Genomic DNA, 24523 nt, shown 5'->3' on the forward strand with positions numbered 1-24523 from the left:
CTTTTTACAGACTTTTCATATAGGCTGCTTTGTACTCTTCTGCTCTGGGAGAAATGGCCATAAACAGGTATTTTCCGCGGACAGATACCTGTGCCTCTTCAAGCAGCTGCATCTGTTTTGGAGAATAGCCTTCAAAATCATTCTTCCTGCTTTCAATCCGCCTTTCTACAGTCCCCATTAACTGCTGCATCTGCCCGTCATCCTTCACCTTAATCAGGAGTACTTCTTCCGTAGACATGCTGCTTTCCGACGTGTACAGCATAACCCCCGCGTAGTCGGCGGCATTTAGGCCATAATAACGCTTCAGAGCCTGCATGTCCGACTTCTCCAGCTTCTCTGTGTCAATAGAATTCTCCACACCCTGCTCAATCTCTTGAAAAGGCTTTGTACTTCCGCTGGTAAACACTATAAGCAGTACCACATAACCTATAATCACTGTAAGTGTGACATATTTTAAAAACTCCGTCATAAAGACGCCACCTCCGCCATCCGCGCCAGCCAGTATGGATAGAAGGCCGCCTTAAAATGCACACCGTCATCTTCATAATAGCTGTCTGACACCAGAGCCGTATTATCTATAAAGCCAATCTGGTTCTCATCGCACATTGAACTCAGCGCTTTATTATACTCTTCAAGATTCGCATAAACAGGTTCTTCTTTTGCTTTTTCCAACCTTACCGGGAAGATAGAGTTCACAAAAATCCTTGTATTTGGAAGCTGCTTTTGAAGCTTTTTAATCAAAGTCTCATATTCTTTTACAAACAGTTTCACATCCCCGTCTGTAGCCGGGATATCATTGATTCCATAACTCAGAAAAATCACCTGAGGATTGATTTCCTTTACTTTCTCCACCTGGGAATCCAGGTCGTCAAGTTCCACTCCTATTTTCGATACAACACTGCACGCGTTCAGGAGGTCATAGTCTGTCAATGCTCCGGATATAGAATCCCCCATTACCACCGAATCTTCAAATACAGCCTTGTAATTGCCGGCCATATCTTCTTTCGAAGCCTCTTCACTGTTCTGCTGCTTCTCCGCCAATTTTTCCATCTTTTCTTCGATTTCCTTTGAGTCCGCAGAATCGGCTGCCTGTAAAATCTTCATTCCCTCGGAAGTATCCACTTTTTTATGTGTAATAATACTCAGCACTTCTGCCATCAAAATACCGGCAAAAAGTACAATAATCAGAGCACCGCTATATATGATTAACCTTCGTGTTTTTCTCTTCATTTTTCGTTTTATGTCCTCTATTATCATGGCATAGTTGTCTTGCCATAGTCAATTTTGTCTATACCCGGGGAAAATGCCGGGGGTGATATTTGATTCTTTGTTTTCTATCATACTTTTTTTGTGTGTAAAAGTCAATCTTTCACAAGTTTTAGTTTTGTGGTACAATATCTGACAGGTCTTATTGGATTATCATCGCGGAGGGTATAATACATGATTGCACTGCATCTTACCAGTGTCAAGGATTTTATGGCACATCTGTTACTGTCGGAAACATTTGATAACTTTCTTTTTATCGAAGGAGAGATTGTCACCTTCAACACCTTTACAATGGACGGTTTTATGCAGAAATCATTTTTTTCGGAAGAGGAGAATATTCCTGAATATTCTTCTTGGAAAAATCTTAAAAATTTTGGTTTCTCATTGATTAAGGGGAAAAAAACACCCTTAAGTTTTAAGTTTATCTTTAGTTTGTCCCCGGAAAACATCGCCCGTCTCATTGAGCAGAACCATCTAGATTTTCGGGCGGATCAGGTACAGGGATTATATCTGAATATCCGTTACGACGGCAGCAGCCTCCAGTGTATAACCGGAACCTCACTCAAAACTTTTTCTATGGACAAATCACTGGAGCAAACCTGGGATGCTTTTGTGCAGAAGTTCTTTGCCCAAAAGAGTATCCCCTGGGAAACCGTTTAAAACTGTATCATTTTTTATCATTACATGCAAAACGGCCATACAAGAGCATTTTTACTCTTGTATGGCCATTGTATGATGGTCTTAAAAACTGTCTATTTTGTCAAAAGCATCATAATCTCATTGCTTCTCTGTACAAATGCTGTCATCTCTGCCGGGCTTAGCGGCTTGTGTGCCAGCATTGCCAGATCATACAGCTGTCTGCAGATAACAGGCACGCTCTTGCTGCGTTTGTGCTCTACAACAAATTTTACCAGCGGATGATTAGAGTTCAGAATCAATGTAGCCGGGGTTGCAAATGCACTTGTATCCATCCCTCCCATGTTGTACATTTTCATCATCTCTTCCATACGTCTTGACTGTTCCGGGAGAACCGCCATGGAAGCCACATTATCGTCTTTCAGTCTTTCTACTTTTACATCCAGCTTGTCATTGTTTAATTCCTTGCGGAAAACCTCAATCAGACTGTCTGTTGTCTTCTTGAATTCCTCCTGTTCTTCCTCTGCCACCTCATCCTTCAGAGAATTATGAACTTCCGCGTCAATTCTCTGGAATCTTATATTTGGATTGTGCTGTTCCAGATAAGTAATGAAAGAGGTGTCTATGTTGTGTGTCAGCAGAATCGCATCCTGTCCCTGTTCTTTAAACATGTTGATGTACTGGCTCTGCTGCTGCTCATTCGTCACATAGTAAATATTTGTCTTAATTTCCTCTACTTCATTCTCTGCAGCCTTTTCCTCTGCCCCTTCTTTTGCTGCATCCGGCCTTTTCTCTTCCTTCGTTTCCTCAGCCGGTGTCACTACAGAGCCGCCGTTTGCCTCGATACACTCTTCCAACGTCAGATATTTGTGATCCAGATCCTTGAAAATGATAGAATCCTTTATCTTCTCACCGAATTTTTCATCCTTCAGGCAGCCGAATTTCACAAACGGGCTGATGTCATCCCAGTATTTCTCATAATTTTCTTTGTCTGTCTTAAACATTCCGGTCAACTTGTCTGCAACCTTTTTAGAAATATAATCTGCAACTTTATTTACAAACCCATCATTTTGCAGAGCACTTCTTGACACATTCAACGGCAGATCCGGACAGTCGATGACTCCTTTTAAAACCATCAGGAAATCCGGGATTACTTCTTTAATATTATCTGCGATGAAAACCTGATTGTTATACAGTTTAATCACTCCCTCAAGGGAATCATACTCCATGTTAATTTTCGGGAAATACAGGATTCCCTTCAGATTAAATGGATAGTCCATGTTCAAGTGGATCCAGAATAAAGGTTCTTTATAATCCATGAACACTTTGCGGTAGAATTCCAAATACTCCTCTTTTGTACATTCGCTTGGATTCTTTGCCCAGAGAGGATGAGTGTCACTGATAGAAACAGGGCGCTTTACAATCTTGGCTTTCTTCTTCGGCTCACTCTTTTTGCCCTCTTCATCTTCCTTTTCTTCATCTTCCTTTTCTTCCTCTGTGATATGTTCCACTACCTCATCCGTATCCAGGACATCTTCCTCGTCAATAGTCTCATACTCAGGCTCTGCATTTTCCTTAGAGAGGAAAATCTCAACAGGCATGAAGGAGCAGTATTTCTCCAACACTTCTCTTGCCCTGTATTCATTTGCAAATTCCAGACTGTCTTCATTTAAGAACAGTGTAATCTCCGTGCCGACTTCCTCTTTGTTACCATCCTGCATCTCATACTCAGTGCCGCCTTCACTTGCCCAGTGTACAGGAACTGCACCGTCCTGATAAGACAGGGAATCAATATGCACTTCGTCTGCAACCATGAATGCGGAATAGAAGCCAAGTCCAAAGTGCCCGATCATCTCGTCTTCGCTTGTTTTGTCCTTATATTTTTCCAGAAATTGTGTGGCGCCGGAAAAAGCAATCTGTGTGATGTATTCCTCCACCTCATCCGCCGTCATACCAAGTCCGTTATCAACAAATTTCAGCGTTTTTTCTTCTGGATTTACAATCACCTGAATCTTTGCCTTATAATCATCCGGCAGTTCATACTCTCCCATCATGTCCAGCTTCTTCAGCTTTGTAATAGCATCACACCCATTCGATATAAGTTCACGGAAAAAAATGTCATGATCAGAATACACCCATTTTTTTATAATTGGAAATATATTCTCGCTGTCGATGGACAAATTACCTTTTTTTGTTCCCATGTGTTACACTCCTTTTCAATGTAATAACTGATAGAGCCTACTGTCCAGGCATTTATCAACTAAAATGTATTCTAATACACTGCCGGTTAAAAGTCAACAGAAAATTAGCACTCTTTAGATAAGAGTGCTAATAAAACCATTAGAAATATAAAATTTCTATAAGCTTAAGGGAACCAGTCCCCATTTTAGTCCGCCAGTATACTTTTGTGGCGTTTCAGATATTTTCCGTCTCCTCTGCTGCCCAGGAACTGATTGTCTTTTACAATCACATTTCCGCGCTGCATAACCAGATCTATATCCCCCTGTACTTTCATGCCCTCATAACAGGTATAGTCTACTGCACTGTGCATGTCTGCATGGGTAAGCATGCGCTCTTTCCCCGGATCTAATATGACCAGATCGGCATCGGAGCCCGGCAAGAGTGTTCCTTTCTGAGGATACAGCCCATACATACGGCTTGGATTGGTGCACAGATAATTTACCAGCTGGGAAAGTGTAATTCTTCCCTTTGCAACGCCTTCAGAATATATCACCCGCAGTCTTTCTTCCACTCCCGGAGCTCCCCCCGGACACGCTGAAAAGTCATCTGCACCTGCCTGCTTTTCTTTTGCAAAATTAAAAGGACAGTGGTCGGTTCCTATAGTGTCTATGATATTGTCATGCAGCCCTTCCCACAATGCTTCGATATCTTCTTTCTTGCGCAGCGGAGGTGACATGATTGCTTTTAAACCTTCCTGCCTGTCTTGATATAAATCATCTGTCAGTGTCAGATACTGTGTGCAGGTTTCCACTGCAAAATGTTCCTGGTGTGAAGCTCTTGCCTTCATAACCTCAAGAAGACCTTCCTTACTGGACAGATGTACGATATACAAAGGTGCGCCTCCTGCCATCGCTGACAAATGCAACATTCTGTTGACAGCCTCTGCCTCACAGCGTGCAGGACGGCTTAAAGGGTGATATTTCGGCTCCATGCAGCCTTCCTCCACATAGGTCTTCCTCAGATAATTGATAACTCCGTCATTCTCGCAGTGTACAGCGATTACAATCCCATCTTCTTTCGCCTGTTTTAATACCCGGAAAATATCTTCGTCTTTCAGCATAAAATCATAGGTCATATAGATTTTGAAACTTGTAATCCCTTCTTTTTCCGCAATCTCTTTCATTTCCTTTAATACAGAAGGATTTACATGCTGGATGACACCGTGGAATCCATAGTCAATGACAGCTTTATCGTCTGCCAGTCTGTGATATTCTTCTACCTGATGCCATAAGCTGCAGCCCACAGGTCCAAATGCCATGTGGTCGACAATCGAAGTTGTGCCGCCGCACGCCGCCGCAACTGTTCCATCATAGAAATCATCTACAGCCCGGTACTTTCCTGACTGCAAATCCATATGGGTGTGGACATCCACTGCTCCCGGAAGGACATATTTTCCGGCGGCATCAATCACCTCGGCGCCATCTGCAGATAAATCTATTCCTATGGCTTTAATTGTCTCATTTTCTATTAATATATCTCCTTGAAACACCTGAGAATCTGTTGCAATCATTCCATTTCTAATTACTTTCGTCATACATAGTCCTCCTCTACATTTTAGTATATACAAAGAATACTACTGTTTCAGAGCAATAGCAATAATGAATGGTTCGTAGTATAATAAATACAATAGCATAAAATATGCAGCAATCTATAGCTATCAGAGTTCAAAAGTACATATGTCACGGAGGAATCCAATCATGGAAAATACAATTTATTTCGACAACGGCAGTACTTCCTTTCCAAAAGCACCGAACGTAGCCTCAGCCATGTCGGAGTTTCTCGCCAAGGGAGGATTTAACATTAACAGGGGGAATTATGCAGGGGCCTATGCTGTGGAAAGTCTGGTGCTGGAAACGCGCAATCAGCTGGCAAGACTTTTTCATGCACCTGATTCCAGGTGTGTAATCTTTACATCGGGAATCACCTGTTCATTAAATTATTTCATCAAAGGGTTGTTAAAGCCCGGAGATCACGTTGTTGTAACCGGGCTGGAGCACAATGCGGTGATGCGTCCGCTGAACCAGCTTGTGAAAGACGGTGTCACTTATGCTGTAGCTCCCACGGACAGAGAGGGAAATGTTACCCCGGAAGGAATCGAAAGATTGCTGAAACCTCAGACAAGAGCAATCATTGCCACACATGCCTCAAATGTATGCGGTACCATTGTTCCTATTCAGGAAATCGGAGAAATCTGCCGGCGCAGACATGTGCTTTTTGCCGTTGATACAGCACAAAGTGCAGGTACACTGGATATAAATATGGAAGAATGTGGAATAGATTTTCTCGCATTTACGGGACACAAGGGCCTGCTTGGCCCCCAGGGAACGGGCGGCTTTCTTATATCAGATGCGCTGGATGCACAATTGGCTCCTTTTATGGCCGGTGGAACCGGAAGCCAATCCGATTCCCTGGAAATGCCGGAAAATCTACCCGACAAATACGAAAGCGGAACCTTAAACCTTCCAGGCATTGTAGGGCTTCATGCGGCCCTTTCTTATATAGAGGAGACCGGCCTTACTAAAATCCGCCATAAAAAAATGGAGCTGACCCGGCGTTTTCTGGATGATATCAGGGGGCTTCCCAATATTCGCGTTGCCGGCCGTCAGGATATTTCTAACCGCACGGCGGTGGTATCCTTAGATTTTCTAACTCTGGATAATGCACAGGCGGCCTTTGAACTGGAGCAGCAATATGGCATTATGACAAGGGTCGGCCTGCATTGCGCTCCTCTCGCCCATAAGTCTCTCGGAACATTCCCGCAGGGAACCGTGAGGTTCTCTTTTGGTGCATCTAATACACCTGAAGAAATCGATATATGCGTGATTGGGCTGAGAAATTTATCATCTATAGGTTCTGTCAATAATTAGTTCTTATTTATGTAAAAAAACTATTGTATCTTCCTCTCTCTTTCATTGTTCTTAGAAGAAATTGGTGTTATGGTAATTATGGTCTTATAACGAGATAAGAAAATACACAGAGGAGGAAAAGTTATTATGGACAATAATCACAAAATGTGGAGCGATCTGGGGATGAATCTTGAGCTTCACGACCAGCTGTGCGAAGTTCTTCCGCAGGCATTTGGGGATGTCTTTTTATCACAGGAAAACCGCCCGGAGAGCATGGACTATTATAACATGGTGGTGGCAGATATCCACGGTATCCGCCCGGCAGAACTCATTGAGCATCAGAAAAAAGGCGGCAAGGTGTTTGGTACGTTCTGTATCTATGTCCCGGACGAAATTATATTTGCGGCAGATGCAATTGCCACAGGACTCTGCGGAGGGTCGCAGTTCTGGGTTCCTGGAGGAGAAAAGGTTCTTCCAACCAATACATGTCCGCTTATCAAGGCATCCGTAGGTGCAAGACTTGACCGCACCTGTCCGTTTTTTAGAATCGCAGATATGTACATTGGAGAAACAACCTGCGATGGCAAGAAAAAGGCATGGGAGATTTTGGGCGAAGATGTCCCCATGCATGTCATGGACCTGCCCCAGATGAAACGCGCAAAAGACATCAAGGCATGGGCGGAAGAAATCGAAACATTAAAGGATACAGTTGAAGAGTTTACCGGCAATAAAGTGACGGCAAAAAAGCTTGGAGAGAGTATCAAATTAATAAATAATAAGAGGAAGGCATTGGAGCGGCTATACAGCTACCGTAAAAATGAGAACCTGCCAATCAGCGGCGCCGATGTCCTGATGATTTCCCAGATTGCCTTTTATGACGACCCGGCAAGATTCACACAGATGACAAATAAGCTCTGTGACGAACTGGAGCAGCGCGTAAAAGACGGCGTGAGTGTAGTTCCCGCAGGAACGAAACGGATCATGCTGACAGGTACGCCTCTGGCAATTCCGAACTGGAAGCTGCACCACATCATCGAAACCAGCGGAGCTGCCGTTGTCTGTGAAGAAATGTGCACGGGCACCCGGTACTTCGAAAACCAGGTGGACGAGACCAAGGATACATTGAAAGAGCAGATGCAGGCGCTTGCAGAGAGATACATGCAGATCAACTGTGCCTGTTTTACGCCCAATGAGGGCCGGATCGATGATATTCTCCGTCTTGCAAAGGAATATAAGGCTGACGGGATTATTGATGTCAATCTTAAGTTCTGTAACCTTTACGACACCGAAGGTTTTCTCGTGGAACGCGCCTTAAAGGACGCAGGTATTCCGGTTCTTGGAATAGAGACCGATTATACAGACAGTGATGCACAGCAGCTTCGCACGAGAATCAGTGCATTTGTAGAAATGCTGAATAATTAATTAAAAGAGGTATACATACCATGCCAGATATACAGCATTATGTGTTATTTCCCAATCATGACAGCGGTATGCGGCTTTACAATGAATTAAAGGCTCTGGGAGTCGGGGCGGTTATTGCCCCTACTCCCAGAACTGCAAGTAAATGCTGCGGTATCTCGCTTATGATTGACGAAAAAGATATTGGAGCAATCAGACAGTGCAGTGAAGAACATCATATCGAAATTCTAAAGATTACGGCTGTTGAAAAGAATATAAATCCTCACAGAGATAAGTATTGTTAGAAAAAGGAGTATTATTTATGAATTATGTAGGAATTGATATTGGCTCAACCGCATCCAAGGTGGTAGCAAGGGGGCCTAATGCCTTTCATTTTGTCCTTCCCACCGGCTGGAGCAGCAAGGAGACAACCATGTCAATAAAGGATACTCTGCTGGAAAAGGGCATCGATGTCCTGTCAGATGACACAAAAACAGTATCCACAGGATACGGGCGGGCGGCTGTAGACTTTTCCGATTATACAATCACCGAAATTACCTGTCATGCAAGAGGAGGTAGAGAGCTGGCCGGGGACAACTGCAGTATTATTGATGTGGGCGGACAAGATACAAAAGTTATTATCGTGGTAAACGGTACGGTACAGGACTTTCAGATGAATGACAAGTGTTCTGCCGGGACAGGAAAGTTTCTTGAAATTATGGCAAATCGGCTTGGAGTCACCTTGCAGGAATTATTCGAGATGGCGGAAAAAGGAACCGTGCTTCCCATCAGTTCCCTCTGCACAGTATTTGCAGAATCCGAAGTCATCAATTACATTGGGGAAGGCAGAAACCGGGAGGATATTGCCGCCGGAGTCGTGGACTCTGTTGCCTCAAAAGTAGCACAGCTGTGCCAGAGAAAAGTGCTTTCCCAGAATACTATCCTGACAGGCGGCTTAAGCCATAATGAATACTTTACAAAAATACTGTCCCAGAAAATAGGACATCCGGTTGCTTCTACGGCAAATGGAAGATATGCAGGTGCATTAGGAGCCGCACTGCTGGCGGAGGAGAAGGCATCAAAAAACGCCCCTCAGAAAGTATAAAACTGAAGGGCATAAACTTTTATTCCTTGTTCTCTTCCGGCTTCAGTAGGGGAACGTTAAAGCCGACCAGATTCTTAATGCTCCTGCAGTGCCTCCTTCAGCATCTGGTTCACCATGCCCGGATTTGCTTTTCCTTTCATGGCTTTCATCACCTGTCCTACAAGGAATCCTATAGCCTTTTCCTTGCCGCCCAGGTAGTCCTCCACTGATTTTGGATTGTCTGCAATTGCTTTTTCGATTGCCGCTTTCATGGCCCCCTCATCATTTACAGTCTTTAATCCGTTCTCTTCCACGTATTTTTCCGGGTTAATGTTATCTGTAAATATCTTTTCAAACACTTCTTTTGCCACAGAGCTGTTGATTGTCCCTGCTTCTGTCAATTCCACAAGTTTCCCGAGATTTTCAGGGGAAAATCGGATATCCTCCGGCTCCATGTTGTGTTCCTTCAGCAGGCGCAGTGTTTCCACCATCAGCCAGTTGGCCACCTTTTTAGGTTTTTTGCACACCGCTGTCGCCGCCTCAAAGATATCTGCCATTCTTTTAGATTCTGTGATGATTTCTGCATCGTACTGAGGAATGTCAAACTCTGCTTTATAGCGCTCCAGCTTTTCAGAGCGCAGCTCCGGCTGTCTGGATTTTATCTCGGCAATCCATTCATCACTGATTACAATCGGCACCAGATCCGGCTCAGGAAAATACCTGTAATCCTGGGCGTCCTCCTTGGAGCGCATGGCATAGGAATGCTCTTTGTTGTCATCCCACCGCCTTGTCTCCTGAATCACCGGTTTTCCTTCCTCCAGTAATTCGATCTGCCGCTCCCGCTCTCCTTCGATTGCTCTCGCTATAGCCTTGAAGGAGTTCAGATTCTTCATCTCCGTTCTGGTTCCCAGTGTCTCACTTCCTGCCTCCCGCACAGATAGGTTCACATCGGCTCTCATAGAGCCTTCCTGCAGTTTACAGTCGGAGGCACCAAGGTACTGGATCATCATGCGAAGTTTTTCCAGATAGCTGATAACTTCCTCCGCAGAGCGCATATCCGGCTCCGACACAATCTCTACCAGCGGAACACCACTTCTGTTATAGTCCACCAAAGAGGTATCATCCCATTCGTCGTGGACTAATTTTCCCGCATCCTCCTCCATATGCATCTCATGGATACATACTTTTTTCTTCAGGCCTCCACTTTCTATCTCCAGATACCCGTCTCTTGCAATGGGCAGATATAGCTGGGAGATCTGGTAGTTTTGAGGGTTATCCGGATAAAAGTAATTTTTTCTGTCAAATTTACATACCTGGGTTATTTTACAGTTGGAAGCCAAACCGATCGCCATAGCATATTCCACGACTTGTTTGTTCAAAACCGGGAGGGAGCCCGGCATTCCTGTGCATACCGGGCAGGTATGGGTGTTGGGGGCACCGCCGAACTCCGTGCTGCACCCGCAGAAGATTTTTGTCTTTGTGGCCAGCTCCACATGAACCTCCAAGCCAATGACTGTCTCATATTGTTTTGCCATTTTCCTGTGCCTCCTTTCCTATATTTGCTGAGGTTTCATGCCACTTCTCTGTAGCGCATTCATACATGTAAGCAGCGCGAAGTAGGGTCTTTTCCTGAAAGCTATTTCCTATAAGCTGTATTCCGATGGGCAGCCCCCGGCTGTCTTTTCCCACCGGGACAGACATTGCCGGCAGTCCCGCCAGATTGACCGCCACTGTATAAATATCCCCAAGGTACATTTTCATGGGGTCGGTTAAGCTTTTCCCGAGTTCCGGGGCCGTGGAAGGTGCTGTAGGTCCAAGGATCACATCATATTTTTCAAATGCCCGGTCGAAGGCCTGTTTAATCAGAGCTTTTGTGCGCAGAGCCTTCAGATAATAGGCATCATAATAGCCGGAACTTAGCACAAAAGAGCCCAGCATAATTCTCCGCTTTACTTCTGCTCCAAAACCTTCCGAGCGGGTTTTCTTGTACATATTGTGAAGATCTCTGTAGTCAGCTGTACGGTAGCCGTATTTGACACCGTCAAAACGCTCCAGATTCGAACTTGCCTCCGCAGAAGCAATCACATAATATGCCGGAATCGCATACTGCACCAGGCTTAAGTCAAATTCTTCTACTATGGCACCGTTTTCCTCTAAAACCTTTGCCGCCTTTCTGACTGCCTCCTCCACTTCTTTGTCCAGCCCTTTCCCCATATAGTCTCTTGGGATGCCTATTTTCAGACCTTTCACATCTTCAGTAAGAGCTTCTGTAAAGTGATAATTCTTTCTTTTTACAGAAGTGCTGTCCTTTGTATCATGGGAGGATATTATTTCCAGTATTGCCGCACAGTCCGGCACATCTTTTGCCACCGGCCCTATCTGGTCCAGGGAAGAGCCATAGGCTACCAGCCCATACCGGGACACTGTACCATAAGTAGGCTTTAAGCCAACCACTCCGCAGAAGGAACTGGGCTGACGGATAGAGCCGCCTGTGTCAGAGCCCAGAGCATAATAGCATTCCCGGGCAGCTACCGCCGCACAGGAGCCTCCAGAAGAGCCCCCTGGTACATGATTCAGATTATGTGGGTTTTTAGTGGAACCATAATATGAAGTCTCCGTGGTACTTCCCATGGCAAACTCGTCCATATTAGTTTTTCCGATGACAACAGCTCCAGCTTTTTTGAGATTCAGTACGGCCTCAGCCGTATATACAGGCTTAAAATTGGACAGAATCCTCGAGCCGCAGGTGGTAAGCTGCCCCTCTATGCATATGTTATCCTTCACTGCAACCGGAACACCTGCCAGAGGCCCGGTGAATTCCCCAGCCTCTATTAATCTCTGTACTTCTTCGGCCTGTTGAAACGCCCCCTCTTCATCCAAAGTCACGTAGCTGTTTACCTCCGGCTCCACTTCCTTTACTCTGTCAAGCACTGCACGGACTGCGTCTGCGGCAGAGGCTTCTCTTTCCTTTATGGCCTTTCCCAGCTGAAGGGCCGTTAAACTTAATATATCCACACCAGTTCCTCCTATCCTATGGTTTTTGGCACTTCAAAGCTGTCATCTTTTCTGAGAGGTGCATTTGACAGGATTGCCTCCCTGTTGTTTCCGTTTGTCACTATATCCTCCCGGAACACATTATTTACCGGAAAGACATGAGACATGGGTGTAATCCCCTCTGTATCAAGTTCATTAAGTGTGTCAATATAATCCAGCATCTTCTCCATGTCACTCTTCGCCGCTTCTTTTTCCGCCGGTGACAGCTCCAGCTTTGCAAGAATACCTACATAATCAATAACTTCATCTGTTATTTTATTTTTCATAATAACCGCCTTTCCTGTTTATGGCTCCAGCCTGCTTAAGTCTCTTGGAAACAACGTCGCTTCCCGCACATTATCCTCTTCGATTAATTTCATGGTCAGCCGCTCCAACCCGATTCCGAGACCCCCGTGAGGCGGCATTCCATATTTAAATGCACTTAAATACTGCTCCATACCCTCCTCTGTCATACCTCTTGCTTCCATTTTTTTCAACAGTTCATGGTAATCGTGAACTCTCTGTCCGCCGGTTGTTATTTCCATCCCTCGGAACAGCAGATCAAAACTCAGTGTATAGTTTGTATCCTCCGGGTCATCCATAGCATAAAACGGCCTCTTTTTGGAGGGGTAGTGGGTAACAAAGACAAAATCTGCATCCCATTCCTCTTTTGCATATTGGCTTATTAACTGTTCTTCTTCAGGCTCAAGGTCAAACGGATTTCTCATTTTCCGCCCATATTTTTCTGATACAAGCTTCTTAATCTCGTCAAACCTGACTGACGGAATCTCCTTTGCCTTCGGAAGCTCTATTTCAAGAATTTTCAATTCTCCTGCATAGGTTTTTTCAAGAAGCTCCATGGTGTACTGAAGAAATCCGGTCTCCATTGCCATAATGTCCTCGAATCCGCCAATGTACCCCATCTCAAAGTCCAGACTCGTGTACTCGTTCAAATGGCGCTTCGTGTTATGCTTCTCTGCGCGGAACACCGGTGCGGTCTCAAATACCCGGTCAAACACACCCACCATCATCTGCTTGTAAAACTGAGGGCTTTGCTGGAGAATTGCCGGTCTGTGGAAATAATCCAGCTTGAAGAGATTGGCTCCTCCCTCTGCACTTTTAGCACCTATCTTTGGAGTATGGATCTCTGTAAAGCCCTCTCCGTACAGAAAGTCACGGAACCCCCGGACAATCCCTTCCTGAAGCTTGAACGTTACCCGCTCCCTTATATTCCTCAGTGAAATGGGACGATAATTTAGCTTCGCCTCTAAAGATGTATTCAGCTTCCACTTGGCGATAGGAAGAGGCATTGGCTCTGCCGGTCCACTCAAAATTATTACATCTTCAATCCTAATTTCAATGCCGGCCGGTGCTTTGTCTGACTCCGCAAGAATCCCTGTTACTTCGACTGTATCAGCTTCTTTTAAATCTTTTAAGTTAAATTTTGAGACTCCTTCCTCAAAAACACATTGAAGAAGCCCTTCTCTCTTCCTGAGAATGATAAATGCCACCGTCCCCATATCCCGGATCGCATGGACTGCACCATTCACTTTGACATGCTCATCAATTATATCCCCTGCAAGCAGCTCATTTAGCTCTAATGTATCCTTTTTCCTTACTCCTGTCACAAATTCCATAGTATTCTCCTTTCTGGCTCTTAAGGCTGCATCCCCGGTCAAACTTTTTATAACAGAGAGCTTTTTTTCTATAAGTCTCTGTGTTATAGTTCAGCTAAGCTCGATTCCACTTCGTTTCATCCCGCTTTGGCAGAGCGGCAAAAAAAGTCCCGGGATGCATCTGCATCCCGGGACGGATTCACATTTATAATCCGCGGTACCACCCGCATTGAACAGGTATACAATACACCTGTCCCGCTCTATGTGCGTAACGTGCACTCTTACGTACCGGCTTACTTATTATTTCAACCGGTCGGCTCCCAAGTGTTCCCTTAGTTCTCTCCTCTGTCCGGCGCTCTCAGTCGGTGGCGCCAACTTCCTGTCAGTTTCTGAAAACCAGAGTCTTGTTCACAGCCTTTACTTATGTTTGACTTGTTAAAACTGGTTTTCATCATAACATAGGATTTTTTCATTTGCAAGGCTTTTTTAAGTAAAACTACATCTTGCCCTGTAACACTTCAAGGGCTTCGTCCAGCTGATTATCGGCTGCCGCATTGCCGGGATCGGCCTTGTATTCTACTTCCACGTCTGGTTTGATTCCCTTTTTGTGTATGCTCCTGCCGCTGGGAAGAAAATATTCGGCGATGGTCACTTTCAGGCATGTTCCATCACCTAAATCCATCAGCTGCTGTACAATTCCTTTTCCGTAAGTGGTAGTGCCTACAATGCTGCCCACCTTATAATCCTGAATGGCACCGGAAAATATCTCAGCTGCACTTGCACTGTACTGGTTTACCAAAACAGTCAGCGGCTTCGTAAATTCATGGTCCTTCTCGTTTTTATATTCTGTCCTGTTTCCGTTTTTATCCTCTGTGTAAACAACCATTCCTTTAGGCAGAAGAAGTTTCAGCATATCTACAACCGTGTCCAAGTCTCCTCCCGGATTAGATCTCAAATCTATCACAAGACCCTTCATCCCCTGGTTTTCCAGATCCGCCAGTGCATCTTTAAACTGATCATAGGTTACCTGATCAAATTCTGTGATATGAATATAACCAACTTGGTTTTCTTTCATTTCATAGTCTACAGTCTGGACTTTAAGACTGCGCCTGGTTGCCGTACAAGTAACCTGCTCCATAGCGCTGCCCCTGTACACATGAAGCGTGACATCGGTCCCTTCCTTCCCCTTGATCCAGGATACAATCTCTGTCAGATCTTCATCGCCGACAACATGATCATCAACCTGATACAGAATATCTCCTTCTTTCAGGCCGGCTTCCTCGGCCGGAGAATCTTTATATATATTTGCAATAGTTACCGCCTTTGTCTCAATGTCTGTCACCAGACCTGCTCCAATTCCGGAATATTCTCCGGAAGTGGTCTCCAGCAATTCCTTTGTCTGTTCCTTATCATAATAGACTGTATAGGGATCTCCCAGACCGCTGACATATCCGGTATAAATGCCGTCCTGCAGCGCTTTATTATTCAATTTATCTGTATAGAGATAGTAATGATCTATCAGTCTGCCCAGATTTGTGAGCTTCCTCTCCGTCTGCGTCTGGGAAGATACCTGGGCTGCGGCGGCGCCGTCTCCCAGAATATACCTTTCACCGGTTTTCCGGATACCCAAACCTGCGGCAGCTATTAAGAGCATAACGAGGGCGCCGCACAGCGCCCCCTTCCTAAAACTTTTTTTATCATTCATATTCTTTCCAACCTTTGATGTTCTATAAATATCCCAGGGGATCTACAGCCACATCATTGACTTCCACCTGGAAATGCAGGTGTGGTCCGAAGGAATTTCCCGTATCACCCACATAGCCAATCTGCTGCCCCTTAACCACCGTCTGACCTGCACTTACGCAGAGAGCCGAATGGTGCATGTATTTTGTAGTCAGACCATTTCCGTGATTGATAACTACCCAGTTGCCCGCGCTGTCACTCCAGTTTGCGATGACCACGTACCCATCCGCGGCAGCATATGTAGGTGTCCCCTCTGCTGCAGCCAGGTCCAGGCCTTTGTGGAATGACCCGTCAAAATCTCTGTATCCAAAGGTACTGGATATGGTTGCTCCAGGGCATGGATTTGTAAACTGACCGCTGCCGCTGACAACCGGGGTGGAGGAAGGCTCCGAGTAACTGCTGCCCGTGCCTGCTGACTGCTGTGCAGCTGCCAACGCCGCCTGTTGTGCAGCCTGCTGCTGCAACTGCTTCTGACGCTCAGCTTCCGCCTCCTCAACCAATTTTTGCAATGTGGCAGCATTATCTCCGATCTGTTTCTCAAGATCTGAGATCTGAATCTTTTTGCTGTCCAGCAGAGACTGTACCTCATTCTGCTTTTGTATCAATTCATTCTGCAGAGACGAAAGTGCTGTATATTCATTCTGCAGAGCATCCTCTTTTTCCTGTACATCCTGCACTACGTGCTGAAGTTCGGTGAGTTTCTCTCTGTCATATGTAGAAATCTGTGTAAAATACTCAGCCTTATTCAAAAGGTCTGTGATGCTGTCACTGTCGACAAGAATCTCAATGAGTTGAGAATTACCATTCTCATACATATATTTTATACGCTTCTTCATACTTTCATACCGGTTATTCTCATCTACCTTAGCTTTAACCAGTTCGTCTTCAGCCGTTTTGATCTCTTTTTGTTTTTTATCCAGCTTATCCTGTGCGTCTTTCATGTCCGCAACAATATCATTCAGCTGCGTTTTAAGGGAGTTTTGTTCTGCTTCCGCAGCCTTTTTCTTTGACGCCAGCTCATCGGCTTTCTTCTGTGCCTCGTCAACAGTTGCGGCATTCGCAGTCATCCCCATTCCTGCACACAATGCCAGTACTAAAACCACACTTATTATACTTCGTATACTCCTCTTTTGTCTCTTCATAAGCTCCCCCTATACCTTTAAATGCTTGCGGACAGTAAAGTAGCTTCCTATAAAACCAATTCCCACGCCGAGCAGAAGCCCGATTGGGAGTAAAATCTGATACACTGTCGTAACCGGCAGAAATGTAACAATATTATTTAGAACCTTGAACTTTGTCAGTACATACTCCACTGCCTTCCCGTATAGTCCATACAGCAAAAGAAGCGGTATAACCGCGCCGATGAGTCCCATAATCAATCCCTCTATGACAAAAGGAGAGCGGACCACAAAGTCCTTAGCACCGATATATTTCATAATCGCGATTTCTTCTCTGCGGACGGTGATACCCATCGTAACCGTATTGCTAATCAGGAAAATAGATACCCCGAACAAAATAATTATAATTGCAACAGATACATAACCAACCAGTACATTTACACTGGAAAGGGTATTTGCCACTACGTCGGATTTATTAACCTTGCGCACCCCGTCCAGGCCCTTGGCAAACTTAACCAGATCCTGCTGAGTGGCCGCCAGTGATTTACTCCTGACTGTAAGACTTGCACCGTCATCTGTCACGGTTTTCATATATACTTCATAGTTATCTGAACCTGCCAGCGGGTTATCGTTTTTAAATCCCTCTGCCAAATCCGCATTGTCTCCGAAATAATCGTCTTTAAATTTATTCCATGCATCATCCGCGGAAACAAAAACCACATCTGATACATCATCCCTACTTTTTAATGCATTGCCAATATCATCAATCTGGCTCTGTGTGGCATCATCTTCGAAAAATACAGTAATCGCCACACCTTCTTCAGCCGACTTTATTATGTACTGAAAATTTAACAAGATAGAAAAGAATAAACCAAACAGGAAAATACAAGCCGACATTGTCGCGATAGACGCAAGCGAAAACATCTTATTTCTCCCGATGTTCTTAACCCCCTGTTTTCCTACGTATCTTAATGTACTAATCCTCATCTAAATACCTACCTTTTTGTTCATCACTGACGATAACGCCCTGTTTCATCGTTATGACGCGCTCGTTCATCTCATTTACGATTTCCTGGTTGTGAGTAACAACCAACACCGTTGTCCCTCTCTCATTCGCCTCTTTCAGCAGACTCATGATCTCCCATGAGTTTGTCGGATCCAGGTTACCAGTCGGCTCGTCGGCCAACAAAATTGCAGGTTCATTTACAATTGCTCTGGCAATTGCAACACGCTGCTGTTCTCCCCCTGACAGCTCCTTTGGATATGACTTATACTTCTGTGCCAATCCCACAAGTGAAAGCGCCGCCGGCACTTTTCTCTTAAGGACACGCGTAGGTGTCTCGGTTACACGCAGTGCAAAAGCAATATTTTCATAAATATTTCTGTCTTTTAAAAGACGGAAGTCCTGAAAAACAACTCCCAGGCCTCTTCTGTACTTTGCAATATGACGATGTTTCATCCTGCTTAAGTTCTGTCCGTTGACAATGATAGTTCCCTTTGTCGGCTCCAGTTCCTTCAGGATCAAACGAATCAAAGTGGACTTGCCTGAACCGCTGTCCCCTACGATAAACACGAATTCTCCACGTTCAACCTTCACGGACACACCATTTAGAGCAGCATTCCCCTTTGAATACTCCTTCGTTACATTTCTAAGTTCAATCATAGATCCTCCTAATTATTCATACTCCTTAGTATTCTAATGATTCCATATATCTCATATACTTCACTACCATCAGAGCAATCTTAAAAGTAATCGCATCCTCAAAGACGCGCAAATCAAGCCCGGTACTCTTCTGCAGCTTATCCAGCCGGTAAACAAGAGTGTTTCTGTGAATATACAGCTGCCTTGACGTTTCTGATACATTCAGACTGTTTTCAAAGAATTTGTTAATAGTCGTCAATGTCTCCTCATCAAAATCGTCCGGAGATTTCCCCTCGAATATCTCCTTGATAAACATCTTACAAAGTGGAATGGGCAGCTGATAAATCAGACGTCCGATGCCAAGTGTACTATATGCTACGATGTCCTTCTCATCGAAGAAGATCTTGCCCACATCCAAGGCAAGCTTTGCTTCCTTGTAGGACTTAGAAACTTCCTTGATATCACCGACTACAGTACCATAAGCTATATGGATACGTTCTTCCCCGCATTCAGTCTTCAGTATCTCCAGCATTTCTTTTGCCATTTTCTCAAGCTCTTTACCACCATCTTTGTCAGAAAGTTCCTTGACGACAATGATATTCTTCTCGTCCACCGCTGTAATGAAGTCTCTCGACTTTCCTCCCAGAAGAGTTCTTACATTATCCAGAGCCACGCTGTCTTTTTCATGGGTTGTTTCAATAATAAAGATAACACGTTTTTGCTCTGTGTCAATATGTAATTTCTTGGCTCTGTTATAAATGTCCACCAAAAGGAGGTTATCCAGCAAAAGATTTTTGATGAAATTGTCCTTGTCAAACCTTTCTTTGTATGCAACTAAAAGACTTTGAACCTGAAATGCAGCAATCTTGCCTACCATGTATACTTCCTCGTTCTCGCCGCCGGCAAGCAGCACATATTCCAGCTGCTGCTCATCAAAGATTTTAAAAAAATGATGACCCTGAATTACCTGGCTGTCCGCGGGAGACTCCACAAAGGAAAGTACAGCGCTTTCATAACCTTTCATATCATCAAATGTAGTTGCAAGTACTTTTCCCTCCGTGTCTAATACACAGAAATCAATTCTTGAAATACCCTTCAGACCTTCAATTGTGTTTTGCAGTATTTGATTTGAAATCATATTTATCTCCTCCGCTCTCGTCTCATTTCCATGTGCATTTTTCACAAATATCAAATTCACTAAAAATCAAAATACACATACACAAGTTATATATTAATGCATAAAGCTAAAAAAATAAAGGGGAAATACGGTTTTTTTATGCATTTCCTCATATTTTTTATAAATATTTCATAATTTTAGCCTTATACATAGTTCACAAATATCATTCTACCGGGGAAAACCCCTCTCCCATTACCTCGCGGGCGTCGCTGACAATAATAAATGCATTCGCATCGGTTTTTCCAACTATTTCCTTCAAATGGACCAGCTCTTTTTTCGTGACAACACAAAAAAGGATGCAACGGTCTTTTCCGGTATACATTCCCTTCGCATAAATCCCGGTAAGCCCCCTGTCCACCTCGCGCATAATAGCGTGGGACACTTCCTCATATTTATCTGTAATGATGTAGGCCGCTTTGGCAAACTTAACGCCTTCAATCATCGCATCTGCTATCCGGTTGACCACCACAATCGTAATAATTGCGTAGAGCGCACGCTCTATACCAAATACATAGCCGCCGGCAATCACAATAACGGCATCAATCACCATCATGATCTTAGCTACAGAAAACTGGCGCAAATAATTCTGTATGATTGCCCCTACCATATCTGTGCCGCCGGTTGTTGCCTTTGTTGAAAACACCAGACCCATACCGATTCCCTGCAATGCCCCGCCAAAGATGGCCGCAAGCAAAATGTTGTTTTCTATAAGGGAAAAGGTCGGAATTATTGCCAGCCATATAGAAACCATAATAGTTGAAAATAGTGTCTTACCGATAAAGCCTTTCCCTTTCACCTTCAGAGCAGCCAGAAAGACCGGCAGATTCAGCGCAATGTTTGTAAACCACAATGGGATGCCTCCCGGCATCAGGCCCGACGTAAGGCTTTTGATAATGATAGCCAAACCTGAAAATCCGCCGACAACCAGACTGTTAGGCTCGTAAATGCACTTAATTGCAAAAGAAACAAGGCCCGTCCCCACAGCAATATAAGCATACTTCATATAAACCGGTCTTTCCCTGTAACCATGCATGGTTTAACTCTCCTTCTTTTGTTTTTCTACCCTATAACGGAATGCCTTTTTCATAAGGAACCGCCGGACACCGCCTGTGTTCTTCTCATGATAATTCCCAGCCGGCATACTGCCGCATCCCAGCCAGACTCTTGCATTGAGCAGAGACTTATTTCTGATAATAAAATCCTCCTGCACAGGGGACAGCAGTGCAGAAATTATACAGTCTGTCTCAGCCCCGTTTACATCATTGATAATATCTTCTTCTGATTTACCTTCTGAGCTCAATATGCCACGGCCCACTACCGCAATTCCTCTGTGATACTTTTCCATAGCCTTTTCCAGGCAAAGAAGCTCTTTTTCAGACCCGGCAATCAGAAATACCCTCCTTTTATTTCTCTGTAAGTAACGCAGGAACATTTTCAAGAAAGTCTGATTTGTCACATCCTTTAATAAATTCCTGTCTGTTATTTCTGCAGCCTCCAGTATCTCCCCCTCACCCGGGAGTACCATATCCATCTCTTTTGTGTCCTCTTTCCATGCGGGATCGTCTTTCCCCTGCATGAGCATATCCAATGTGACAATCTCAATTGTATTGACAGACTCACTCTGCATGTACTTAACTGCCATCTGCATAGCCGCTTTTGCCGTGAACCCAGCAATCTCCACGTCAAAGATATTCATCTTCTCTTCCATTTTCATCACCTATGCTTCTTCTCCCCAGTCGTACAATTGTATCAAAAACCAGCAGGTTTTTCAACTCTTTCGCTTTCTTTTTGCAATCATTCCTCCTATCCGTCCTGTTTCCTTGGATGAGAGAGAACGCCATCCCTGTTCCAGTACTTTATCCAAAAGCCCCAATTCCTCCGCAATCTCGTACTTTGCCTTCTCCTCAGGCTCCAGATTTTTTAAATCAATTGGTTTCAATTTCTTTTCAGCCATCTTAATATCCTCCTCCTTTTTCTGAAAGTATTGCCGAAAAATCAGGAGACATACACGAAAGGGGTCAGACCCTTTTGCCGTCCATTGTCAGAATATTCTGTCTTTTTCATTTGTATCTAAAAAAGAGATACTCCGCCTCCGAAGTATCTCTTTAAGCTTCTGTGCTATTTCTATTTATCGTCAGGTATGATAATTGCGGCTATAAAGTAGGCAAGAATACCCGATCCACCTGTGAGTCCCAGGAGGACAAATAGCAGACGCACAATTGTTGCATCTATATTGAAGTATTCTGCGATTCCTCCGCATACACCGCATATCATGCGGTCTGTCCTTGAACGATATAATTTTTTTGGCTCCATAATGATTCCTCCTTTTTTGATTAAAGTCCTTCTGTAAATGTAATTTTAACCTGACCAATACCGCAATTGATATCCATAAGCTTTCCGGTACCATTATCAATGCTGCGCTTACTGTCAAATCCCGTATAAGAGTCATTTCCCACCGTCAATTCACCGATTCCACATTTCAGACGGTAGTCATAATCTCTCTGGTTCCCGCTTAATGCCATCGCCAGTTCTCCTACACCGCATTCCACACTTGCTTCTTTTGTCACGGATCCGCTCAGCGCTCCCTTGCCTGCCCCGCATTCCACATCTAATTGTGCAGTCTCGAACCGCTTCACAACAGCCTCTCCGGCGCCTACACTGATATCCAGACTGTCAGCCTTAATGTTTTCTATCTCCAGTATTCCTGCACCAATCTCAAAAGATGCCTCATTTAAAATATTTCCTTCAGGCACCTGAATAACCAGATAACCTGTATTATTTCTGGCTGATTTTGGCCACCAATTGCTTTCCCTTGTCTCTATGCTCAGCTCACCTTCATCAGCCTCATACTCCAGCCTGCCTTTTAACTTTGGATTCACCTGGCTCACATCTACAGTAACGTCATCTCCTGTATACGGTCTGACAATAACCTCCAGATAGGATACGTCTACGCTAAGTTCATGGATTCCTGAAAAGCTTGATACATCCTCTGCACTGCCCTGCACATCCCCATTATCGTCATAATCATAGTCGTCTATGTCATCATCCCAGTTGTCCCAATTATGCCAGTATGATGCATATCTGGCCTGATCCACCCCGTAAGCACTTCTCACTGCCGAAAACGTAACTCCCATGGCCGCCCCAGCAATGCAAAGTAACAATCCGATTCCCACAATGCAGGCACACACGATCCAAAAAATCTTCCATCCTCTTTTCATAACTTACGACACCTTCTTTCTGTAAAACGGCCACCGGCAAATTGCTACAATTCCTCTTATCATCGCCGGATATACCACCATGCACAGCTTCACGGCTGCCACCGTAGCAATCAGCCCCAGCGCAAATACAACCAGGCCTGATCCGCTTGCAAGAAGTGCCACCGGAAGCGCTGCCAGTAGTTTTGTCAGTCCTGCAATAAAAATAACAAGCCCTACTGCCATCAGAACTACAGATCCAATTACCAATCCTGCAAACACTCCAAACGCTGCACATACAAGTCCGATAACTATGCCCGCACATCCGACCAATACCGGCCATGCAAAAGGAATCGCCGCCAGAACAATTAAGATAATCAATATAATCTTCAATGTTTTGCTTGTTTTTGGAGGAGCTTTGGTAATAAGCTCTCCCTTGCTGCCGGATTGAGCATAACTATATCCATTCTCAGTGAACTCTCCGCCTTCTCTGTTTCCGTCCCTTAAGTCTGCCTTAATCGTTGCGGCCACCTGCTCAGGGCTTCCCAGTTCACTGATGACCTGTGCTTCATTCTCCTCTCCGGCATCTTCAAAATAGTCTTCATAATATTGGAGAGCTGCCCGTCTCTCATCTCCTGGAATTGCCATAAGCAATTGTTCCAGTCTATACATAAATTCTTTTCGATTCAATTTTTAGCACCTCCCTCGAATATCTCATGAATCTTCTTTGAATAACTTTTCCACTCGGCCTTATATAAATTTAACTGCGCCATTCCTCTGTCAGTCACTTTATAATATCTCCTGTTCCTTCCGTCAAACTGCCTGTCATATACTTCCAGACACTCATCCTTCTGCAGCCGCCTTAGCACAGGATAAAGAGTGGATTCTGATACATCAATGGCTCTGCGCACATCCTGGGTAATTTTATATCCGTAAGTACCTTCATCCTTCTGTGACACAACTGCAAGAACAATTGCATCCAGCAATGCTGCTCCGGTGTTGAATACCATGTTATCACTCCTCCCTTATAATATTATGAGTCAGTATATATTGCTTATCCATTAATATTATTCAATTTTCTATATTATATGTCATATAATATAATTTGTCAACTGTTAATTTTGCATAGTAATTCAGGAGGGCAGAAATATGGGGTTGTCGGGAAATAGATAATCTCAAAGAAGGAGGGTGTGACCGATGCCGGTCACACCCTCCTTCTTAACTTTATCCTAAAAAAGAAGAAAAGATGGCTAACGACAACCACCTTTTTTCCGTTACATGTTATAATGTAACTATGCAAAAACAAGATTATTATAACGAATTTTTTGAATTAGGGCAACAAAAAATTAACTTCAGTTTCTTCGAATTGCATTTACCCGATGACGATCCAGTCTATTCCCTGAAAAAAGTGATGGAGGAATTAGATTTTTCAGGCTACCAGAGCGTCCTTTGCTGAAAAGCATGGAACTCTGTAGGATATGCTTGTTTTGGTGTAAGAGCCTTAAAAATCGGTATTAACCGACAGCCCC

Annotated in this window: 25 protein-coding genes and 1 pseudogene; 6 read left to right on the forward strand and 20 right to left on the reverse strand. The window is 44.3% G+C overall.

Annotated features, from left to right (window positions below):
* Positions 1-4: 4 nt before the first annotated feature.
* Together EDD59_RS12630 and EDD59_RS12635 are read right to left on the reverse strand one after the other, a co-directional pair.
* The gene (locus tag EDD59_RS12630; protein ID WP_132382410.1) at positions 5-469 is read right to left on the reverse strand and encodes a DUF4358 domain-containing protein; all 465 of its coding nucleotides are present in this window, start codon (positions 467-469) and stop codon (positions 5-7) included.
* The gene (locus EDD59_RS12635; RefSeq protein WP_132382412.1) at positions 466-1230 is read right to left on the reverse strand and encodes a GDSL-type esterase/lipase family protein; all 765 of its coding nucleotides are present in this window, start codon (positions 1228-1230) and stop codon (positions 466-468) included. Before EDD59_RS12635 ends, EDD59_RS12630 begins: the two co-directional genes overlap by 4 nt.
* 210 nt (positions 1231-1440) lie before the next feature.
* Between EDD59_RS12635 and EDD59_RS12640 the strand changes: the two genes are divergently transcribed.
* Positions 1441-1926: a DUF5721 family protein gene (locus EDD59_RS12640; protein WP_132382414.1), complete on the forward strand. Its 486-nt coding sequence runs from the start codon at positions 1441-1443 to the stop codon at positions 1924-1926.
* A gap of 92 nt (positions 1927-2018) precedes the next feature.
* Here EDD59_RS12640 and htpG read toward each other — a convergent pair whose 3' ends face one another.
* The gene (gene htpG / locus EDD59_RS12645) at positions 2019-4103 is read right to left on the reverse strand and encodes a molecular chaperone HtpG (RefSeq protein ID WP_132382416.1); all 2085 of its coding nucleotides are present in this window, start codon (positions 4101-4103) and stop codon (positions 2019-2021) included.
* A 185-nt stretch (positions 4104-4288) separates the two neighbouring features.
* Complete coding sequence (gene hydA, locus EDD59_RS12650) at positions 4289-5677, reverse strand: dihydropyrimidinase (RefSeq protein WP_132382418.1); 1389 nt, start codon at positions 5675-5677, stop codon at positions 4289-4291.
* A 163-nt stretch (positions 5678-5840) separates the two neighbouring features.
* Between hydA and EDD59_RS12655 the strand changes: the two genes are divergently transcribed.
* The 4 genes from EDD59_RS12655 to EDD59_RS12670 all read left to right on the forward strand — a co-directional run bounded on the left by EDD59_RS12655 (position 5841) and on the right by EDD59_RS12670 (position 9492).
* Positions 5841-7010, forward strand: coding sequence for an aminotransferase class V-fold PLP-dependent enzyme (locus EDD59_RS12655; protein ID WP_132382420.1), 1170 nt, complete (start codon positions 5841-5843; stop codon positions 7008-7010).
* 126 nt (positions 7011-7136) lie between these two features.
* Positions 7137-8411 (forward strand): double-cubane-cluster-containing anaerobic reductase, encoded by a 1275-nt coding sequence (locus EDD59_RS12660; protein WP_132382422.1) that lies wholly within the window; start codon positions 7137-7139, stop codon positions 8409-8411.
* A 20-nt stretch (positions 8412-8431) separates the two neighbouring features.
* Positions 8432-8692 carry a putative Se/S carrier protein gene (locus tag EDD59_RS12665; RefSeq protein WP_132382424.1) on the forward strand — a complete coding sequence of 87 codons (261 nt, stop codon included), beginning with the start codon at positions 8432-8434 and terminating at the stop codon, positions 8690-8692.
* 17 nt (positions 8693-8709) lie between these two features.
* Positions 8710-9492, forward strand: a complete 783-nt coding sequence (locus EDD59_RS12670; protein ID WP_132382426.1) for an acyl-CoA dehydratase activase — start codon at positions 8710-8712, stop codon at positions 9490-9492.
* 74 nt (positions 9493-9566) lie between these two features.
* Here the strand turns inward: EDD59_RS12670 and gatB are convergent, their stop codons facing one another.
* The 16 genes from gatB to EDD59_RS12750 all read right to left on the reverse strand — a co-directional run bounded on the left by gatB (position 9567) and on the right by EDD59_RS12750 (position 24004).
* Complete coding sequence (gene gatB / locus EDD59_RS12675; RefSeq protein WP_132382428.1) at positions 9567-11006, reverse strand: Asp-tRNA(Asn)/Glu-tRNA(Gln) amidotransferase subunit GatB; 1440 nt, start codon at positions 11004-11006, stop codon at positions 9567-9569.
* Positions 10990-12486, reverse strand: a complete 1497-nt coding sequence (gatA, locus tag EDD59_RS12680) for an Asp-tRNA(Asn)/Glu-tRNA(Gln) amidotransferase subunit GatA (protein WP_132382430.1) — start codon at positions 12484-12486, stop codon at positions 10990-10992. Before gatA ends, gatB begins: the two co-directional genes overlap by 17 nt.
* Positions 12487-12497: 11 nt before the next feature.
* Positions 12498-12791, reverse strand: coding sequence for an Asp-tRNA(Asn)/Glu-tRNA(Gln) amidotransferase subunit GatC (gene gatC, locus EDD59_RS12685; protein ID WP_132382432.1), 294 nt, complete (start codon positions 12789-12791; stop codon positions 12498-12500).
* A gap of 18 nt (positions 12792-12809) precedes the next feature.
* Entirely contained in the window at positions 12810-14141 is a 1332-nt protein-coding gene (gene aspS, locus EDD59_RS12690; RefSeq protein ID WP_132382434.1) for an aspartate--tRNA(Asn) ligase, read from the reverse strand.
* A 475-nt stretch (positions 14142-14616) separates the two neighbouring features.
* Positions 14617-15825 (reverse strand): S41 family peptidase, encoded by a 1209-nt coding sequence (locus tag EDD59_RS12695; protein ID WP_132382436.1) that lies wholly within the window; start codon positions 15823-15825, stop codon positions 14617-14619.
* Between the two features lie 22 nt (positions 15826-15847).
* Positions 15848-17005 carry a murein hydrolase activator EnvC family protein gene (locus EDD59_RS12700; RefSeq protein ID WP_132382438.1) on the reverse strand — a complete coding sequence of 386 codons (1158 nt, stop codon included), beginning with the start codon at positions 17003-17005 and terminating at the stop codon, positions 15848-15850.
* Between the two features lie 9 nt (positions 17006-17014).
* Positions 17015-17968 (reverse strand): permease-like cell division protein FtsX, encoded by a 954-nt coding sequence (locus EDD59_RS12705; RefSeq protein WP_132382440.1) that lies wholly within the window; start codon positions 17966-17968, stop codon positions 17015-17017.
* Positions 17958-18644 carry a cell division ATP-binding protein FtsE gene (ftsE, locus tag EDD59_RS12710; protein ID WP_132382442.1) on the reverse strand — a complete coding sequence of 229 codons (687 nt, stop codon included), beginning with the start codon at positions 18642-18644 and terminating at the stop codon, positions 17958-17960. The genes EDD59_RS12705 and ftsE overlap by 11 nt, the downstream gene beginning before the upstream one ends.
* Before the next feature lie 25 nt (positions 18645-18669).
* Positions 18670-19761: a PucR family transcriptional regulator gene (locus tag EDD59_RS12715; protein ID WP_132382444.1), complete on the reverse strand. Its 1092-nt coding sequence runs from the start codon at positions 19759-19761 to the stop codon at positions 18670-18672.
* A gap of 202 nt (positions 19762-19963) precedes the next feature.
* Positions 19964-20833, reverse strand: coding sequence for a YitT family protein (locus tag EDD59_RS12720; protein WP_132382446.1), 870 nt, complete (start codon positions 20831-20833; stop codon positions 19964-19966).
* 3 nt (positions 20834-20836) lie between these two features.
* Positions 20837-21514 carry a WecB/TagA/CpsF family glycosyltransferase gene (locus EDD59_RS12725; protein WP_243117423.1) on the reverse strand — a complete coding sequence of 226 codons (678 nt, stop codon included), beginning with the start codon at positions 21512-21514 and terminating at the stop codon, positions 20837-20839.
* A gap of 54 nt (positions 21515-21568) precedes the next feature.
* Positions 21569-21754, reverse strand: coding sequence for an alpha/beta-type small acid-soluble spore protein (locus EDD59_RS12730; RefSeq protein WP_132382448.1), 186 nt, complete (start codon positions 21752-21754; stop codon positions 21569-21571).
* Between the two features lie 170 nt (positions 21755-21924).
* The gene (locus tag EDD59_RS12735) at positions 21925-22113 is read right to left on the reverse strand and encodes a PspC domain-containing protein (protein ID WP_132382450.1); all 189 of its coding nucleotides are present in this window, start codon (positions 22111-22113) and stop codon (positions 21925-21927) included.
* A 20-nt stretch (positions 22114-22133) separates the two neighbouring features.
* Positions 22134-23018 carry a toast rack family protein gene (locus EDD59_RS12740; protein ID WP_132382453.1) on the reverse strand — a complete coding sequence of 295 codons (885 nt, stop codon included), beginning with the start codon at positions 23016-23018 and terminating at the stop codon, positions 22134-22136.
* A 3-nt stretch (positions 23019-23021) separates the two neighbouring features.
* Entirely contained in the window at positions 23022-23684 is a 663-nt protein-coding gene (locus EDD59_RS12745) for a DUF1700 domain-containing protein (RefSeq protein WP_132382455.1), read from the reverse strand.
* A complete protein-coding gene (locus EDD59_RS12750) occupies positions 23681-24004 on the reverse strand; it encodes a PadR family transcriptional regulator (RefSeq protein ID WP_132382457.1) in 324 nt (107 codons plus the stop codon). The genes EDD59_RS12745 and EDD59_RS12750 overlap by 4 nt, the downstream gene beginning before the upstream one ends.
* Positions 24005-24288: 284 nt before the next feature.
* Here EDD59_RS12750 and EDD59_RS12755 point away from each other — a divergent pair.
* Positions 24289-24429, forward strand: a pseudogene (locus tag EDD59_RS12755) (transposase); the annotation flags it as partial.
* Between the last annotated feature and the right edge of the window lie 94 nt (positions 24430-24523).

The sequence above is a fragment of the Muricomes intestini genome (genome assembly GCF_004346165.1).
Lineage (GTDB): Bacteria > Bacillota > Clostridia > Lachnospirales > Lachnospiraceae > Muricomes > Muricomes intestini.

Excerpts from the sequence above, each read along its gene's own strand:
- EDD59_RS12630 (WP_132382410.1), bottom strand. The coding sequence starts at position 469 with ATGACGGAGTTTTTAAAATATGTCACACTTACAGTGATTATAGGTTAT.
- EDD59_RS12635 (WP_132382412.1), bottom strand. The coding sequence starts at position 1,230 with ATGAAGAGAAAAACACGAAGGTTAATCATATATAGCGGTGCTCTGATT.
- EDD59_RS12640 (WP_132382414.1), top strand. The coding sequence starts at position 1,441 with ATGATTGCACTGCATCTTACCAGTGTCAAGGATTTTATGGCACATCTG.
- htpG (WP_132382416.1), bottom strand. The coding sequence starts at position 4,103 with ATGGGAACAAAAAAAGGTAATTTGTCCATCGACAGCGAGAATATATTT.
- hydA (WP_132382418.1), bottom strand. The coding sequence starts at position 5,677 with ATGACGAAAGTAATTAGAAATGGAATGATTGCAACAGATTCTCAGGTG.
- EDD59_RS12655 (WP_132382420.1), top strand. The coding sequence starts at position 5,841 with ATGGAAAATACAATTTATTTCGACAACGGCAGTACTTCCTTTCCAAAA.
- EDD59_RS12660 (WP_132382422.1), top strand. The coding sequence starts at position 7,137 with ATGGACAATAATCACAAAATGTGGAGCGATCTGGGGATGAATCTTGAG.
- EDD59_RS12665 (WP_132382424.1), top strand. The coding sequence starts at position 8,432 with ATGCCAGATATACAGCATTATGTGTTATTTCCCAATCATGACAGCGGT.
- EDD59_RS12670 (WP_132382426.1), top strand. The coding sequence starts at position 8,710 with ATGAATTATGTAGGAATTGATATTGGCTCAACCGCATCCAAGGTGGTA.
- gatB (WP_132382428.1), bottom strand. The coding sequence starts at position 11,006 with ATGGCAAAACAATATGAGACAGTCATTGGCTTGGAGGTTCATGTGGAG.
- gatC (WP_132382432.1), bottom strand. The coding sequence starts at position 12,791 with ATGAAAAATAAAATAACAGATGAAGTTATTGATTATGTAGGTATTCTT.
- aspS (WP_132382434.1), bottom strand. The coding sequence starts at position 14,141 with ATGGAATTTGTGACAGGAGTAAGGAAAAAGGATACATTAGAGCTAAAT.
- EDD59_RS12695 (WP_132382436.1), bottom strand. The coding sequence starts at position 15,825 with ATGAATGATAAAAAAAGTTTTAGGAAGGGGGCGCTGTGCGGCGCCCTC.
- EDD59_RS12700 (WP_132382438.1), bottom strand. The coding sequence starts at position 17,005 with ATGAAGAGACAAAAGAGGAGTATACGAAGTATAATAAGTGTGGTTTTA.
- EDD59_RS12705 (WP_132382440.1), bottom strand. The coding sequence starts at position 17,968 with ATGAGGATTAGTACATTAAGATACGTAGGAAAACAGGGGGTTAAGAAC.
- ftsE (WP_132382442.1), bottom strand. The coding sequence starts at position 18,644 with ATGATTGAACTTAGAAATGTAACGAAGGAGTATTCAAAGGGGAATGCT.
- EDD59_RS12715 (WP_132382444.1), bottom strand. The coding sequence starts at position 19,761 with ATGATTTCAAATCAAATACTGCAAAACACAATTGAAGGTCTGAAGGGT.
- EDD59_RS12720 (WP_132382446.1), bottom strand. The coding sequence starts at position 20,833 with ATGCATGGTTACAGGGAAAGACCGGTTTATATGAAGTATGCTTATATT.
- EDD59_RS12725 (WP_243117423.1), bottom strand. The coding sequence starts at position 21,514 with ATGAAAATGGAAGAGAAGATGAATATCTTTGACGTGGAGATTGCTGGG.
- EDD59_RS12730 (WP_132382448.1), bottom strand. The coding sequence starts at position 21,754 with ATGGCTGAAAAGAAATTGAAACCAATTGATTTAAAAAATCTGGAGCCT.
- EDD59_RS12735 (WP_132382450.1), bottom strand. The coding sequence starts at position 22,113 with ATGGAGCCAAAAAAATTATATCGTTCAAGGACAGACCGCATGATATGC.
- EDD59_RS12740 (WP_132382453.1), bottom strand. The coding sequence starts at position 23,018 with ATGAAAAGAGGATGGAAGATTTTTTGGATCGTGTGTGCCTGCATTGTG.
- EDD59_RS12750 (WP_132382457.1), bottom strand. The coding sequence starts at position 24,004 with ATGGTATTCAACACCGGAGCAGCATTGCTGGATGCAATTGTTCTTGCA.